We start from the raw sequence: 16136 nt of genomic DNA, 5'->3' as shown, positions 1-16136 counted from the left end.
TGCCGGCGTTGTTGCGTCGATCGTCGCCTGATTGATCATCGCCTGAATTGAAGATAGATCCGCAGCGAATGCGGTTGGATAAGACAAAATAATGGAAAAAGCGGGCGTCCTGCCGTGGGTTTACGGTTGGGGATGCTCGCTTTCTCACCCCCGGGACGGATGCTTCCCCTCGATGGTCGGGCCGCTTATGGTGCGTGGATCGCGGGAATTTCCGTCTCATTTGCCGTTTGATCAAGAATTAGGTTGAACGGTTGAGCCTGTCGCGCTAAGTCCCCTCCGTTGCGTCTTCTTCCTGAAGAGGTGACGGCGTGGAGGAGTGTAGCTCAATTGGTAGAGCACCGGTCTCCAAAACCGGGGGTTGTGAGTTCGAGTCTCGCCACTCCTGCCAGCGCCGAGAGGACATGTGCTGTAATGTGATTGATGATCGCATTATGTATTCTGTAGCCACGGATAACGAAACGGACGAAGACATGGCCAAGACAAGCCCTGCACAATTTGTGCGGCAGGTGCGCCAAGAGCTCGATAAAGTGACGTGGCCCTCACGCCGCGAAACGTCGATCACGACTGTCATGGTCGGTATCATGGTGGCATTGACTGCGATTTTCTTTGTCGTGGTTGATATGGGCCTGTCATGGGGTGTGTCGACGATTCTCGGTTTCGGAGGGTAAAAGAGTGGCAGATCCGCGCTGGTATATCATTCACGCTTATTCCGGTTTCGAGAAGAAGGTGGCCGATTCGATCAAGGAGCAGGCTGAATTGCAGGGCCTTGATACGTTGATCGAAGAGGTGATCGTGCCCACTGAGGAAGTGGTTGAGATCAGAAAAGGCCAGAAACGCACGGCCGAACGAAAGTTTTTCCCCGGCTATCTGCTGGCCAAGATGGTGATGAACGAACAGACCTACCATCTGGTGAAAAACACCGGTAAGGTGACCGGCTTTCTGGGGCCGCAGGGCAAGCCGGTGCCGATCAGCGAGGCCGAAGCGGACCGGATTTTGCATCAGGTGAAGGAAGGCGTGGAGCGTCCGCGTCCGACCATTCAATTTGAAGTGGGCGAAGAAGTGCGGGTGAAAGATGGCCCCTTTGCCTCGTTCAATGGCATGGTCGAAGAAGTGGACGAAGAACGCTCGCGGCTTAAGGTTTCGGTTTCGATTTTTGGCCGGGCCACGCCTGTGGAGCTTGAATTCGCTCAGGTCGAAAAGTCCTGATTGAAATAAGGTCGGCGCAGATGCCTTTGGTGTCTGCGTGCGGCTTTCATCGCGCGGGAGGCCAGCCAGGGCCGTTACCGCGCCCCTTTCGAACTGGTGCCCGGCCGATCCGGGCAGAGAGGAACTGACATGGCAAAAAAGATTACCGGCTATATCAAGCTGCAAGTGCCCGCCGGTGCTGCCAATCCGTCGCCCCCCATCGGGCCGGCGCTTGGTCAGCGCGGTGTGAATATTATGGAATTCTGCAAGGCGTTCAATGCGGCCACAGAAAAGCTGGAAAAAGGCATGCCGATTCCCACCGTCATCACGGTGTATCAGGATCGCTCCTTTACCTTTGTGACGAAAACCCCGCCTGCCAGCTATTATCTGAAGCGCGCCGCCAATATCAAAAAGGGTGGTGTGACGCCGGGCAAGGCATCCGCAGGCACGGTGACCGTGGATCAGATCCGCGAAATCGCCGAAGCCAAAATGCCGGATCTGAACGCCCATGATCTGGATCAGGCAATGAGCATCATTGCCGGTTCCGCGCGTTCGATCGGCCTGACCGTGGAGGGCATGTGAGATGGCACATCTGAGCAAAAGAATGAAGGCGCTGGCGGGCCAGGTGGATCGCGAAAAGGAATATACGATTCCCGAAGCCATCGGCATCCTGCAATCGGTGAAAGCCACGAAATTCGATGAAACCGTTGAAATCGCCATGAATCTGGGGGTTGATCCCCGCCATGCCGATCAGATGGTGCGGGGCGTTGTTTCGCTTCCCCATGGCACCGGTAAAACCATGCGCGTTGCGGTTTTTGCCAAAGGCCCGAAGGCGGATGAAGCTTTGGCTGCCGGAGCCGACAAGGTGGGCGCTGAAGATCTGGCCGAAGAATTTGCCAATGGCAATATTGATTTCGACCGGATCATCGCCACCCCCGATATGATGGCTGTGGTCGGCAAGCTGGGCCGGGTTCTGGGCCCCAAGGGTTTGATGCCCAATCCCAAGCTGGGCACCGTGACCATGGATGTGAAAAAAGCCGTGACGGATGCCAAAGCCGGTCAGGTACAATATCGGGTTGAAAAAGCCGGTATCGTTCATGCGGGTATTGGCAAGCTGAGCTTTGATGCCGGGCAGATCGAGGCCAATGTGCAGGCCTTCATTGCTGCCATCATCAAGGCAAAGCCCGCAGGGGCCAAGGGCAACTATCTGAAAAAGGTGGCGATCACCTCATCGATGGGCCCGGGTTTGAAAATTTCGGTTGCCAGCTTCAGCTGAGGCGGCGATCTGAAAAGAGCGGTTTTGCCGGATGTTTTTGGCGAAACCGATCGGGGATCGGCCGTATATCGGCCGGTTCTTCTGTCCGAGATTGCAGGTGCCGGGCGTTTTCCGTGCGATTATTTGGCTTTGCCGGATAATGGAAACCAAGCGGCTTAATCGATCACAGATCGGGGCCTGCATGAGACGGGGTGACGATGGCCGGTTTGGCTTTGCAGGGGTTTTTGTGCTTTTGTGAAGCGGCCGGTTGAAACCGAGTTCCGATGGTTGGTCACAAGGCCGCCTTTCGGTGCCGGAATGCCCCCGGACAGTGCGTGGCGTGCCGTTTTCGATGGCACGTCTGGTGCAACCTGGAGAGACAATGATCGATTGTCTGTCCCAACAGGAGGCGAGAAGTGGATCGAGCCCAAAAGAAGGAGCTGGTCGCGTCCATGCAGGACGTCTTCTCCGCTGCCCCCGTTGTGGTGGTCACACACTATAAGGGGCTTTCGGTAGCGGAAATGTCTGATTTGCGCGTTCAAATGCGTGCAGTCGGGGCCGACTTCAAAGTGACGAAGAACCGGCTCACCAAAATCGCGCTTCAAGGCACCTCATCGGAATCGATTGCGGATCTGTTCACGGGTCCAACAGCAATCGGCTATTCCGATGATCCGGTGGCGGCACCCAAAGTGCTGGCCAGATTTGCCAAAAAGAATGACAAGCTGGTCATTCTGGGCGGCGTTCTGGATGGACAGGCGCTTGATGCGGATCGCGTCAAGGCCCTGGCCGAACTGCCTTCGCTCGACGAATTGCGTGGGACGCTGGTGGGTCTGTTGCAGGCCCCCGCAAGCCGCATCGCCAGAGTGTTGCAGGCCCCCGGTGGACAGGTCGCTCGTGTCCTGGCCGCTTATGCCGAGAAGCAAGACGCTGCGTGAGCTTGATACCCAATCATTGGAATGAGACCCGCTTGAGGGTCATATGGAGTTAAAAATGGCTGATCTTGAAAAGATTGTTGAAGACCTGTCGAACCTGACCGTTCTGGAAGCTGCTGAGCTGTCCAAACTGCTGGAAGAAAAATGGGGCGTTTCCGCCGCGGCTCCGGTCGCCGTTGCCGCTGCCGGTGCGGCCGGTGCTGCCGAAGCCGTTGAAGAAAAGACCGAATTTGACGTGATCCTGACCGCCGCCGGCGAGAAGAAAATCAATGTCATTAAGGAAGTGCGGGCCATTACCGGTCTTGGCCTCAAAGAAGCCAAAGATCTGGTTGAAGGTGCGCCTAAGCCGGTCAAGGAAGGTGTCAATAAAGAAGACGCCGCCAAATTGAAGGCTCAACTTGAAGCCGCTGGTGCGTCTGTCGAGCTGAAATAACGTCACGCTTTAATGCGCGATGGTCGGGCTGGGGGCAATGTGCGCCCCCGGCCCGCAGGTGTCTTTCCCGACAAGGCTAATGTCTGCGGGGATTGGGCCGAGGCTCCCTGAAACGGGAGTGACAAGGGGTTCGGGCCGGGTTGGCCTGGGGCCTGATGGAATTTATGATGTCGGGGAGAGCGCATTGTCAGATGTCGCATCCCGGATGGCAGGCGGATGACACAGGGTCATTCGTTTATGAGCGCAAGCGAAGCGAGGGCGTAGCATGGCGACTTCTTTCACCGGTCGTAAGCGGGTTCGCAAGACCTTTGGCCGCATCCCCGAAGTGACGGAGATGCCGAATCTGATCGCGGTGCAGCGGGCATCCTATGATCAATTCTTCAAGGCTGGGGCGACCGAGGAGGAGCGGAAAGCCTCTGGTCTGGAGAGCGTTCTGCAATCGGTTTTTCCGATCACGGATTTTTCCAATACGGCATCCTTGGAATATGTCCGTTATGAACTGGAAGATCCAAAATATGATTTCGATGAATGTCGCGCTCGCGGGATGACGCTGGCCGCGCCCTTGCGCGTGACCTTGCGGCTGATCGTTTTCGAGGTTGATCCCGATACCGATGCGCGGTCTGTTCTCGATATCAAGGAACAAGACGTTTATATGGGCGATATGCCCCTGATGACCAAAAACGGGACCTTTGTGGTGAACGGCACCGAGCGGGTGATTGTTTCCCAGATGCATCGTAGCCCCGGCGTCTTTTTTGATCATGACAAGGGCAAAACCCATAGCTCGGGCAAGTTCCTGTTTGCCGCGCGGGTCATTCCCTATCGCGGCTCGTGGCTTGATTTTGAATTTGACGGCAAAGACATTGTGAATGTGCGGATTGACCGCCGTCGCAAGCTGCCGGCCACCGTTCTGCTGTATGCCCTTGGCATGACATCCGAACAGATCCTGCATTATTTCTACAAAACCATCAGCTATGAGCGCACCGAACAGGGCTGGAAGGTACCGTTCCTTGCCGATAAATGGCGTGGCGCCAAGCCCGATTATGATGTGGTGGATGCGGCATCCGGCGAAGTGGTGATCGAGGCGGGCAAGAAAGTCACCCCGCGTCTTGCCAAAAAGCTCGAAAAGGATGGGATCCAGGCACTTCTGGTTCCGGCGGAAGAAATCGTTGGCCGCTATGCTGCCGAGGATCTGGTTGATGATCAGACCGGGGCGATTTATATCGAAGCCGGTGAGGAAATCACCGAAGCGCATCTGGAAAGCCTTTATGAAGCAGGCTTTGTGGAACTGCGCGTTCTCGATATCGATAATATGTCGATTGGCCCCTGGATTCGCAATACGCTTCAGGTGGATAAGGTCGAGGGCTATGAGCAGGCCCTGGCTGAGATTTACAAGGTGATGCGTCCCGGCGAGCCGCCAACCAAGGAAACCGCTGAAGCTTTGTTCGATGGCCTGTTTTTCGATCCCGAACGCTATGATCTTTCGGCGGTTGGCCGGGTGAAGATGAATATGCGGCTGGGTCTTGATGCTGAAGATACCGTGGGGGTTCTGCGTCAGGAAGATATTCTTTCGGTGCTGCGCCATCTTGTGGATCTGAAGGATGGCCGGGGCGAGGTGGATGATATCGATCATCTGGGCAATCGTCGTTTGCGTTCGGTTGGCGAATTGCTTGAAAATCAGTATCGCGTGGGCCTTTTGCGGATGGAACGGGCCATTCGCGAGCGGATGTCGTCGGTGGATATCGATACCGTGATGCCTCATGATCTGATCAATGCGAAGCCTGCGGTCGCTGCCGTGCGGGAATTCTTTGGCAGTTCGCAGCTTTCGCAATTTATGGATCAAACCAATCCGCTGGGCGAAATCACCCACAAGCGTCGTGTGTCGGCGCTCGGACCGGGGGGGCTCACCCGTGAGCGGGCGGGCTTTGAAGTGCGCGATGTGCATCCCACCCATTATGGTCGCATCTGCCCGATCGAAACACCGGAAGGCCCGAATATCGGCCTGATCAATTCCCTGGCCACCTATGCCCGGGTCAATAAATATGGCTTCATCGAAACCCCTTATCGCAAGGTGGTGGATGGTGTCGTGACCCGTGATGTCGTTTATCTTTCGGCCATGGAAGAAAGCCGCCATACCATCGCGCAGGCGAATGCCGAACTGGACGAAAATAATCGCTTCGTGGCGGATCTGGTCTCCACACGTTGTGCCAGCGAATTCATGCTGGCCCCGCCCGAACAGATCACCCTGATGGATGTGAGCCCCAAGCAGCTTGTTTCGGTTGCGGCTGCGCTCATTCCGTTCCTTGAAAACGATGACGCCAACCGTGCCCTCATGGGCTCGAACATGCAGCGTCAGGCGGTGCCGCTGGTGCGGGCGGAAGCGCCTTTCGTGGGCACCGGCATGGAAAAGGTGGTGGCACAGGATTCCGGCGCATCCATCGCAGCCCGGCGTACGGGTGTGGTGGATCAGGTGGATGCCATGCGCATCGTGGTGCGAGCCACCGAAGATGTGGGCCCGGGCGATCCCGGCGTGGATATCTATCGCCTGTCGAAATTCCAGCGCTCCAACCAGAATACCGCCATCAATCAGCGGCCTTTGGTGCGCAAGGGCGATATCGTCTCGAAAGCCGATATCATCGCCGATGGACCCTCGACCGATCTGGGGGAACTGGCGCTGGGACGGAATGTGCTGGTCGCCTTCATGCCCTGGAATGGCTATAATTTCGAGGATTCGATCCTTCTGTCTGAACGCATCGTGAAAGAAGATGTGTTCACCTCGATCCATATCGAGGAATTCGAGGTGATGGCCCGGGATACCAAGCTGGGGCCGGAAGAAATCACCCGCGATATTCCCAATGTGGGTGAAGAAGGCCTGCGCAATCTGGATGAGGCCGGCATCGTTTATATCGGCGCCGAAGTGCATCCGGGTGATATTCTGGTGGGCAAGATCACCCCCAAGGGCGAAAGCCCGATGACCCCGGAAGAAAAGCTTCTGCGCGCGATTTTCGGGGAAAAGGCATCGGATGTGCGCGATACATCCATGCGTTTGCCGCCGGGCGTTGCGGGCACCATCGTCGAAGTGCGGGTGTTTAATCGCCATGGTGTGGAAAAAGACGAACGGGCCCTGTCGATCGAGCGTCAGGAAATCGAACGTCTGCAAAAGGACCGTGATGACGAACGCGCCATTCTGGAACGCAATATCTTTGCCCGCCTGAACGATCTGATCCTTGGCCATGTGGTCAGCGCCGGGATCAAGGAGATGAAAAAGGGCACCGTGGTCACGGCCGAGGCTTTCGAGGCTCTGTCGCACAAGGACCGCTGGAACATTGCGGTTGATGATGATGCCGTGATGGCCGAAATCGAAGCCCTGAAAAAGCAGTATGATGAATCCCGCGCCAATCTGCAGCGCCGCTTTGAAGAAAAGGTGGACAAGCTGCAACGCGGGGATGAAATGCCGCCGGGCGTTTTGAAGATGGTCAAGGTTTTTGTGGCCGTGAAGCGCAAGATGCAGCCCGGCGACAAGATGGCCGGTCGGCATGGCAACAAGGGCGTCATCTCGCGGATTTTGCCGGATGAAGACATGCCCTTCCTTGAAGACGGATCGCCGGTGGATATCGTGCTCAATCCTTTGGGCGTGCCATCGCGCATGAATGTCGGCCAGATTCTCGAAACCCATCTGGGCTGGGCCAGCCGCGGTCTCGGTCGTCAGATCAATCGTATGGTCGAAGCCTGGCATGACGATGTTGAGGAAAAATCGGCAGTGCTCGGCGATATCCGGGGGCGTTTGTCATCGATCTATGGCCAGGAGCAATATGATGCTGATATTGCCACCTTGAGCGATGGTGAACTGATCGAGCTTGCGGGCAATATGTCTTATGGTGTGCCTTTCGCGACGCCGGTTTTCGATGGCGCGGTGGAAGCCGATATCTGTGAGATGCTCAAAAGTGCCGGGCTCGATGAATCCGGTCAGGTCGATCTTTATGATGGCCGGACCGGAGAACGATTCGACCGCAAGGTGACAGTCGGCTATATTTACATGCTGAAGCTGCATCATCTGGTGGATGACAAGATCCACGGACGGTCGATCGGCCCCTACAGCCTCGTGACCCAGCAGCCGCTGGGTGGCAAGGCGCAATTCGGTGGTCAGCGCTTTGGTGAAATGGAGGTCTGGGCCTTGCAGGCTTATGGTGCCGCTTATACCTTGCAGGAAATGCTGACGGTGAAATCGGATGATGTGGCCGGGCGCACCAAGGTCTATGAGGCCATCGTCAAGGGTGATGACACCTTTGAAGCCGGCATCCCTGAATCCTTCAATGTGCTCGTGAAGGAAATGCGGAGCCTTGGTCTCAATGTCGAGCTTTTGTCGAGCGAAACAGAGCAGAGCTAATCATCCCGGACGGCGATTGCGCCGTCCGCGGATCAACCCAATGTCGGGCAGCCTCAAGCTGGGAAGCGTTCTGAGATGAATCAGGAACTGATGAATTTCTTCAACCCGGGCCAAAAGCCGGAGAGCTTTGATCGTATCAAGATCTCGCTCGCCAGCCCCGAACGGATCCGGTCATGGTCTTTCGGTGAAATCAAAAAGCCCGAAACGATCAACTATCGTACCTTCAAGCCGGAACGGGATGGCCTGTTCTGTGCGCGCATCTTTGGTCCGATCAAGGACTATGAATGCCTGTGTGGCAAATACAAACGCATGAAATATCGCGGGATCATCTGCGAGAAATGCGGTGTTGAAGTCACCCTTTCAAAAGTGCGGCGTGAACGCATGGGCCATATCGAATTGGCGGCCCCGGTCGCGCATATCTGGTTCCTGAAATCGCTGCCATCGCGGATCGGTCTGCTCCTTGATATGATGCTCAAGGATCTCGAACGTGTGCTTTATTTTGAAAGCTTCATCGTCACCGAGCCGGGGCTGACCCCACTGAAGAAATATCAGCTTCTATCAGAAGAAGATTTCTATCGGGCGCAGGATGAATATGGCGAAGACAGCTTCACCGCCGGGATCGGTGCTGAAGCCATCCGCCATATGATGGAAACCCTTGATCTGGAAGCCGAGCGCGAAACTCTGCTGAAAGATCTGGCGGAAACCAAATCGGAACTGAAGCCCAAAAAGATCGTCAAGCGGCTGAAAGTGGTGGAAAGCTTCATCGAATCCGGCAATCGCCCGGAATGGATGATCATGACCATCATCCCGGTGATCCCGCCCGAATTGCGCCCGCTGGTGCCGCTCGATGGCGGTCGGTTCGCTACCTCCGATCTCAATGATCTCTATCGCCGGGTGATCAACCGCAATAACCGCTTAAAGCGGCTTATCGAATTGCGGGCGCCTGATATCATTATCCGCAATGAAAAGCGGATGCTGCAGGAAGCGGTGGATGCGCTGTTCGATAATGGTCGGCGGGGCCGCACCATTACCGGCAATAACAAGCGCCCGCTGAAATCACTGAGCGATATGCTGAAAGGTAAGCAGGGCCGTTTCCGCCAGAATCTGCTGGGCAAGCGCGTCGATTATTCCGGTCGTTCGGTGATCGTAGTGGGGCCGGAACTGAAGCTTCATCAATGTGGCCTGCCCAAGAAGATGGCGCTGGAACTGTTCAAGCCCTTCATCTATTCGCGGCTCGATAAAAAGGGCATCGCCACCACCATCAAGCAGGCAAAAAAGCTGGTTGAAAAAGAGCGGCGCGAGGTGTGGGACATTCTCGATGAGGTGATCCGCGAACATCCCGTGATGCTCAATCGGGCGCCAACGCTCCATCGTCTGGGGATTCAGGCGTTCGAGCCGGTGCTCATCGAAGGCAAGGCCATCCAGCTTCATCCGCTGGTGTGCGCCGCCTTCAATGCCGATTTCGACGGCGATCAGATGGCCGTGCATGTGCCCCTGTCTTTGGAAGCGCAGCTTGAAGCGCGGGTGCTGATGATGTCCACGAACAACATCCTCAGCCCGGCCAATGGCAAGCCGATCATCGTGCCCAGCCAGGATATCGTTCTGGGGCTTTATTATATTACGCTGGAGCGTGAAAACGAGCCGGGCGAAGGCATGATCTTTGGTTCGCTCGATGAAATTCAATATGCCCTCGATAATCATGTGGTGACCCTGCACAGCAAGATCATCGCGCGGATTCACACGGTGGATGAGAATGGCGATCCCGTGACTCGGCGGGAAAACACGACGCCGGGCCGGATGTTGCTGTCGCAGCATTTGCCGAAAAACAAGAATATCCCCTTTGCCACCATCAACAAGCTGATGACCAAGCGGGAAATTTCCGAGGTTATCGATGTTGTCTATCGCCATTGCGGTCAGAAGCAGACCGTGCTGTTTGCCGATGGCATCATGGCTTTGGGCTTTGCCCATGCCTGCCGCGCGGGCATTTCCTTTGGCAAGGATGACATGGTGATCCCCGATACCAAGGTGCGTTTGGTTGATGAAACCAAATCTTTGGTGAAGGAATATGAAGAACAATATCAGGATGGTTTCATCACGCAGGGCGAGAAATACAACAAGGTTGTTGATGCCTGGGCCCAATGCACCGACAAGGTGGCCGATGAAATGATGCAGGAAATCTCGGCACGCCGCATGGATAAGGTGACGGGCCGGGAGATGGAGATCAATTCCATCTATATGATGTCTCATTCCGGGGCGCGTGGTTCCCCTGCCCAGATGAAGCAGCTGGCCGGGATGCGGGGCTTGATGGCCAAGCCTTCGGGTGAGATCATCGAAACCCCGATCATCTCGAACTTCAAGGAAGGCCTGTCGGTTCTTGAATATTTCAATTCAAGCCATGGGGCCCGGAAGGGTCTTGCCGATACGGCGCTGAAAACCGCCAATTCCGGCTATCTCACCCGTCGTCTGGTGGATGTGAGCCAGGATTGCGTGATCGTCGAGCATGATTGTGGCACCGAAAAGGGCCTTGATCTTACCGAAGTCGTCGAATCCGGGGAAACCGTGGTCAGCCTGTCAGAGCGGATTTTGGGCCGCACGGCTGCCATTGATATCATGGACCCCGTTTCGGGTGATCTGTTGGTTGCGGCGGGCACGCCCCTCAATGAGATCGAGGCGGAGAAGGTGGAGCAGGCGGGCGTCACGTCGGTGCGTATTCGCTCGGTGCTTACCTGCGAAACCCGCGCGGGCACCTGCGCCCTTTGTTATGGGCGGGATCTGGCGCGCGGAACGCCGGTGAATATGGGCGAAGCCGTGGGCGTTATTGCAGCCCAGTCGATTGGCGAGCCGGGCACCCAGCTTACCATGCGCACCTTCCATATTGGCGGTACGGCGACCGTGTCTGAACAATCGTCGCTGGAAGCCGGCTATGATGCCACCGTGCAATATGAACAGGCCCATGCGGTTCCCGATTCCAAGGGGCGGCAGATCGTCATGAGCCGTAATCTGGAAATCGCCCTGATCGATGGCGAAGGCCGGGCCCGTTCAAGCCATCGGGTGCCTTTCGGGGCGCGTCTGATGGTGAGCAATGGCCAAGAGGTGAAAAAAGGCGCGAAGCTCTGTGATTGGGATCCCTATACCATCCCGATCATCACCGAAAAATCCGGTATCGTGCGCATGATCGATCTGATCGATGGCGTATCGGTGAAGGATGTGGTCGATGAAACCACGGGCATCACCTCGAAGGTGGTGATGGATTGGCGGTCGTCTCCCAAAGGGGGCGAGTTGCGCCCGCGTCTGACCTTGCGCGATAAGAATGACGAAGTGGTCGAATTGGCCAATGGCACCGAAGCCCGCTATTTCATGTCGGTGGATGCCATTTTGTCGGTCGAGGATGGCCAGCGTGTCAGCGCCGGTGATGTGATCGCGCGTATTCCCCGGGAAGCGGCAAAAACCCGCGATATCACCGGGGGTCTGCCGCGCGTGGCGGAATTGTTTGAAGCCCGCCGCCCCAAAGAACATGCGATCATCGCCGAAAAAGATGGGACCGTGGAATTTGGCCGCGATTTTAAAAACAAGCGCCGCATCATCATTCGTCCGGATACCGATGGCGATGAGCCGGTCGAATATCTGGTGCCCAAAGGCAAGCATATCTCGGTGCGGGAAGGGGATCATATCCTGAAGGGGGAATATCTCCTCGATGGCAACCCAGCGCCCCATGATATTCTTGAAGTGATGGGCACGGCGGCGCTCGCTTCTTATCTCGTGCAGGAAGTGCAGGATGTCTATCGCTTGCAGGGCGTGAAGATCAACGACAAGCATATTGAAGTGATCGTTCGCCAGATGCTGCAAAAAGTAGAGATCACCCATCCCGGCGAATCGACCTTCCTGCTGGCCGAGCAGGTGGATCGCGAAGAGATGGAGATCGAAAACGAAAAGCTGGAAAAAGCCGGACGGATGCCTGCGCAAGGCAAGCCGGTGCTTTTGGGGATCACCAAAGCCAGCCTGCAAACGCGGTCGTTCATCTCTGCCGCCTCCTTCCAGGAAACCACGCGCGTGCTCACCGAAGCCTCGGTTGCAGGCAAGGTGGATAATCTTGTGGGGCTGAAGGAAAATGTGATCGTGGGTCGCCTCATCCCGGCTGGGACGGGGGCGGTGATGCGCCGCTTGAAAGATGAAGCGGGCCGCCGGGATCAGGAATTCCGCTTGCGTCAGCAGGCCGAAGCCGAAGCCTCGAAACTGGCGGCACAAGCGGCGGCAACACAGGCGGCCTCTGAAGCCGCAGCGCAGGATGCCGGGTCTGAAGGCTCATCGGAAGGCTGAGGTCATAAAAGGCCGAGGACCGGCATCAGCTCCCGGTTTTAGGCGGCAGTCCTGAGTCTTGAACATCTTAAAAACGGGTGCCAGCTTCGGCTTGGTGCCCGTTTTGCTTGTATGGATAGCCAAGAGGCTCGACCGTTACCGATTTCTGGCACAAAAATCATTGTGCATCTGTCGGAAAACCATGTGAAAACATAAGAAAATTAGTCTGGTTATTTCGGTTGACGCCCATCAAGGCCGTGCATATAGTGCGCACCTTGCTCGGGCCCGGGTGGTGGCAGTTTTTCCTGCCAGACACCGGTGTCGTACGAGCCAAAACGGAATGACTTTACGGGATCACCTGGTTGCCGAACATCTCTGGCGGCAAAGTGCCGGAGACGATGCGGCTGCATTTTTATGCGGTACATGTTCGACAGTCAGGGCCATTCCAGCAGCTAAGTGGAAGAAGAGGACGCATGCCGACTATCAATCAGCTCGTGCGCAGGCCGCGCAAGGCGCCCGTAAAACGCAATAAGGTTCCTGCCCTTGATGCGTGCCCGCAAAAACGTGGCGTATGCACGCGCGTTTATACGACCACTCCGAAGAAGCCGAATTCGGCCCTGCGTAAGGTGGCTCGTGTTCGTTTGACCAATTCGATCGAAGTGACCAGCTATATCCCCGGTGAGGGGCATAATCTGCAGGAACATTCGGTCGTTCTGATTCGTGGCGGTCGTGTGAAGGATCTGCCCGGTGTCCGTTACCACATTCTGCGTGGTGTTCTGGATACGCAGGGTGTATCCAGCCGTCGTCAGTCCCGTTCGAAATATGGCGCCAAGCGTCCGAAATAAGAGGATAGAGCGATGTCACGTCGCCATCGTGCGGAAAAACGAGAAATCCTTCCCGATCCAAAATTCGGGGATGTTGTTCTCACCAAATTTGTCAACAGCCTGATGTATGACGGCAAAAAGTCGATTGCGGAAACAATCGTCTATGGTGCCTTCGATCAGGTTGAAGCGCGTGCGAAAACCGATCCGCTGCCGGTTTTCCATGAAGCCCTTGATCATGTGAAACCAGCCATCGAGGTGCGATCGCGCCGGGTTGGTGGGGCCACTTATCAGGTGCCTGTGGAGGTGCGCTCTGATCGCGCCCAGGCTTTGGCGATTCGCTGGCTGATCGATGCGGCCAGAAAGCGCAGTGAAAAAACCATGGGTGAGCGTTTGGCAAATGAATTGCTGGATGCCTCCAATAATCGTGGCGCCGCCGTGAAGAAGCGTGAAGATACGCATCGCATGGCAGATGCCAATAAAGCCTTTTCGCATTATCGCTGGTAATTCAGCCGCCCCACTAGACAGAGAGCTTGTCAAGTCATGCCACGTCAGACGCCCCTTCTTCGGTATCGCAATATCGGCATCATGGCCCACATCGATGCCGGCAAGACCACGACGACCGAACGCATCCTTTATTACACTGGCCGTTCCCACAAGATCGGCGAAGTGCATGAAGGTTCGGCGACCATGGATTGGATGGAGCAGGAACAAGAGCGTGGCATCACGATCACCTCTGCTGCCACCACCTGTTTTTGGAAAGATCACCGGATCAATATCATTGATACGCCGGGCCATGTGGACTTCACCATTGAAGTCGAGCGGTCCTTGCGGGTTCTGGATGGTGCGGTTGCGGTGTTCGATTCGGTTGCCGGTGTTGAGCCGCAGTCGGAAACCGTGTGGCGGCAGGCTGATAAATACAAAGTGCCGCGGATGTGTTTCGTCAATAAGATGGACCGCATGGGGGCGAATTTCTCGCGCTGCGTTGATATGATGAAAACCCGTTTGGGCGCCGTGCCTCTGGTCATTCACATGCCCATCGGTGCCGAATCGGAATTTGTCGGTCTTGTCGATCTTCTGACCATGAAAGCCTTCATCTGGCATGATGAATCTTTGGGTGCAGAGTGGGATGTCGTCGATATTCCATCTGACATGAAAGACGATTGCGAACTGGCGCGTCAGGAAATGATCGAAACCGCCGTTGAGGTTGATGAAGCCTTGATGGAAAAATATCTCGAAGGCGAAGAGCCCAGCGAAGCCGAACTGAAAGCGGCCATTCGCAAAGGCACCATCGGTCTCAATTTCGTTCCGGTTTTGTGTGGCTCGGCCTTCAAGAACAAGGGCGTGCAGGCGCTTTTGGATGCGGTGGTCGATTATCTTCCGGCTCCCACCGAAGTCCCAGCGATCAAGGGCGTTTCGGTTGATGATGCCGAAAAGCACATGGAGCGGAAATCCAGCGACGAAGAGCCCTTCTCGGCCCTTGCCTTCAAGATCATGAACGATCCTTTCGTGGGCACCCTCACCTTTGCCCGGATTTATTCCGGCAAGCTGAGCCGCGCTGATCAGGTCACCAATACGGTGAAGGGCAAGAAAGAAAAAATCGGCCGGATGCTTTTGATGCATGCCAATTCCCGTGAGGAACTGGAAGATGCCTATGCGGGCGATATCGTGGCTTTGGCTGGGTTGAAAGATACCACCACCGGCGATACGCTCTGTGCGGCCAATGCCCCGATCATTCTTGAGCGCATGGAATTTCCCGAGCCGGTGATTTCCGTGGCCGTTGAGCCAAAATCGAAAGCCGATCAGGAAAAAATGGGGATTGCTCTCCATCGTCTGGCGGCTGAAGATCCCAGCTTCCGCGTGCGCTCCGATGAGGAATCGGGTCAGACCGTGATTGCGGGTATGGGCGAATTGCATCTCGATATTCTGGTCGATCGCATGAAGCGGGAATTCAAGGTTGAAGCCAATGTGGGTGCTCCCCAGGTGGCCTATCGTGAAACCTTTGCCCGCGAAATCGAGATTGATTATACCCACAAAAAGCAGTCGGGTGGCTCGGGCCAGTTTGCCCGGATCAAGATTGTTGTTTCTCCCGGTGAGCGGGGCGATGGTCTTGAATTCTCGGATGAAATCAAGGGCGGCAATATTCCGCGGGAATATATTCCCGGTGTTGAAAAGGGCATCAAAGATGTGGCCGAATCCGGCGCGCTGATCGGTTTCCCGATCATCGATTTCAAGGTGCGGCTCATTGATGGCGCCTATCATGATGTCGATTCCAGCGTTCTGGCCTTTGAAATCGCCGGTCGTGCGGCTTTGCGCGAAGCGGCATCGAAAGCCGGGATCAAGCTGCTTGAGCCCATGATGAAGGTCGAGGTCGTTACGCCTGAAGAATATATGGGCGACGTGATCGGCGATCTGAATTCGCGTCGCGGTCAAATTCAGGGAACTGAAGCCCGTGGCGTGGCCCAAGTTGTGACAGCGGTTGTGCCGCTGGCCAATATGTTCGGCTATGTGAACCAGCTCCGCTCGTTCAGTCAGGGCCGGGCCCAATACACCATGCAGTTCAGCCATTATGATGATGTGCCGAATGCGGTGGCCGAAGAAGTGAAAGCCAAGCTTGCTGGCTGATTAGCAAGAAGACCTGTTCATGCGCCGGGGATTTGCTCCGGTGCCTCTGGCAAAATATAAAGGACCAGGAAATGGCGAAGGCGAAATTTGAGCGGAACAAGCCGCATGTGAACATTGGGACGATTGGTCATGTTGACCATGGCAAGACGACGCTGACGGCGGCGATTACGAAGGTTTTGGCGCTGACGGGCGGGGCGACGTTCAC

Annotated in this window: 12 protein-coding genes and 1 tRNA gene; all 13 read left to right on the top strand. The window is 55.9% G+C overall.

Features of this window, described 5'->3' with window-relative positions:
- The first annotated feature begins 312 nt into the window (after positions 1 to 312).
- Positions 313 to 388 (top strand) — tRNA-Trp (locus QK300_RS13355).
- 25 nt (positions 389 to 413) lie between these two features.
- The gene (secE, locus tag QK300_RS13350; protein WP_281302188.1) at positions 414 to 668 is read left to right on the top strand and encodes a preprotein translocase subunit SecE; all 255 of its coding nucleotides are present in this window, start codon (positions 414 to 416) and stop codon (positions 666 to 668) included.
- A 4-nt stretch (positions 669 to 672) separates the two neighbouring features.
- Positions 673 to 1206, top strand: coding sequence for a transcription termination/antitermination protein NusG (gene nusG / locus QK300_RS13345; protein ID WP_281302189.1), 534 nt, complete (start codon positions 673 to 675; stop codon positions 1204 to 1206).
- A gap of 129 nt (positions 1207 to 1335) precedes the next feature.
- Positions 1336 to 1767 (top strand): 50S ribosomal protein L11, encoded by a 432-nt coding sequence (gene rplK, locus QK300_RS13340; protein ID WP_281302190.1) that lies wholly within the window; start codon positions 1336 to 1338, stop codon positions 1765 to 1767.
- A gap of 1 nt (position 1768) precedes the next feature.
- Positions 1769 to 2461 carry a 50S ribosomal protein L1 gene (gene rplA / locus QK300_RS13335; RefSeq protein ID WP_042084141.1) on the top strand — a complete coding sequence of 231 codons (693 nt, stop codon included), beginning with the start codon at positions 1769 to 1771 and terminating at the stop codon, positions 2459 to 2461.
- A gap of 395 nt (positions 2462 to 2856) precedes the next feature.
- Positions 2857 to 3375: a 50S ribosomal protein L10 gene (rplJ, locus tag QK300_RS13330; RefSeq protein ID WP_042084138.1), complete on the top strand. Its 519-nt coding sequence runs from the start codon at positions 2857 to 2859 to the stop codon at positions 3373 to 3375.
- A gap of 55 nt (positions 3376 to 3430) precedes the next feature.
- On the top strand, positions 3431 to 3805 hold the full coding sequence (rplL, locus tag QK300_RS13325; RefSeq protein WP_281302191.1) for a 50S ribosomal protein L7/L12: 375 nt from the start codon (positions 3431 to 3433) through the stop codon (positions 3803 to 3805).
- 265 nt (positions 3806 to 4070) lie between these two features.
- On the top strand, positions 4071 to 8189 hold the full coding sequence (gene rpoB, locus QK300_RS13320) for a DNA-directed RNA polymerase subunit beta (RefSeq protein ID WP_281302192.1): 4119 nt from the start codon (positions 4071 to 4073) through the stop codon (positions 8187 to 8189).
- A 75-nt stretch (positions 8190 to 8264) separates the two neighbouring features.
- Complete coding sequence (gene rpoC / locus QK300_RS13315; RefSeq protein WP_281302193.1) at positions 8265 to 12506, top strand: DNA-directed RNA polymerase subunit beta'; 4242 nt, start codon at positions 8265 to 8267, stop codon at positions 12504 to 12506.
- A gap of 452 nt (positions 12507 to 12958) precedes the next feature.
- On the top strand, positions 12959 to 13330 hold the full coding sequence (gene rpsL / locus QK300_RS13310) for a 30S ribosomal protein S12 (RefSeq protein ID WP_042084127.1): 372 nt from the start codon (positions 12959 to 12961) through the stop codon (positions 13328 to 13330).
- Between the two features lie 12 nt (positions 13331 to 13342).
- A complete protein-coding gene (rpsG, locus tag QK300_RS13305; RefSeq protein ID WP_042084124.1) occupies positions 13343 to 13813 on the top strand; it encodes a 30S ribosomal protein S7 in 471 nt (156 codons plus the stop codon).
- Between the two features lie 36 nt (positions 13814 to 13849).
- Complete coding sequence (gene fusA / locus QK300_RS13300; protein ID WP_281302194.1) at positions 13850 to 15931, top strand: elongation factor G; 2082 nt, start codon at positions 13850 to 13852, stop codon at positions 15929 to 15931.
- Between the two features lie 71 nt (positions 15932 to 16002).
- On the top strand, positions 16003 to 16136 hold a 134-nt coding region (locus tag QK300_RS13295), incomplete at its 3' end, for a GTP-binding protein (RefSeq protein ID WP_281302195.1).

This window comes from Iodidimonas sp. MBR-22 (genome assembly GCF_029946565.1).
Classification (GTDB): Bacteria; Pseudomonadota; Alphaproteobacteria; order Sphingomonadales; family Rhodothalassiaceae; genus Iodidimonas; species Iodidimonas nitroreducens.
This window is presented reverse-complemented; position numbering and strand designations above follow the sequence as displayed.

Coding starts and splice junctions, on each gene's coding strand:
- rplK (WP_281302190.1), top strand. CDS start 1,336: ATGGCAAAAAAGATTACCGGCTATATCAAGCTGCAAGTGCCCGCCGGT.
- rplA (WP_042084141.1), top strand. CDS start 1,769: ATGGCACATCTGAGCAAAAGAATGAAGGCGCTGGCGGGCCAGGTGGAT.
- rplL (WP_281302191.1), top strand. CDS start 3,431: ATGGCTGATCTTGAAAAGATTGTTGAAGACCTGTCGAACCTGACCGTT.
- rpoB (WP_281302192.1), top strand. CDS start 4,071: ATGGCGACTTCTTTCACCGGTCGTAAGCGGGTTCGCAAGACCTTTGGC.
- rpoC (WP_281302193.1), top strand. CDS start 8,265: ATGAATCAGGAACTGATGAATTTCTTCAACCCGGGCCAAAAGCCGGAG.
- rpsL (WP_042084127.1), top strand. CDS start 12,959: ATGCCGACTATCAATCAGCTCGTGCGCAGGCCGCGCAAGGCGCCCGTA.
- rpsG (WP_042084124.1), top strand. CDS start 13,343: ATGTCACGTCGCCATCGTGCGGAAAAACGAGAAATCCTTCCCGATCCA.
- fusA (WP_281302194.1), top strand. CDS start 13,850: ATGCCACGTCAGACGCCCCTTCTTCGGTATCGCAATATCGGCATCATG.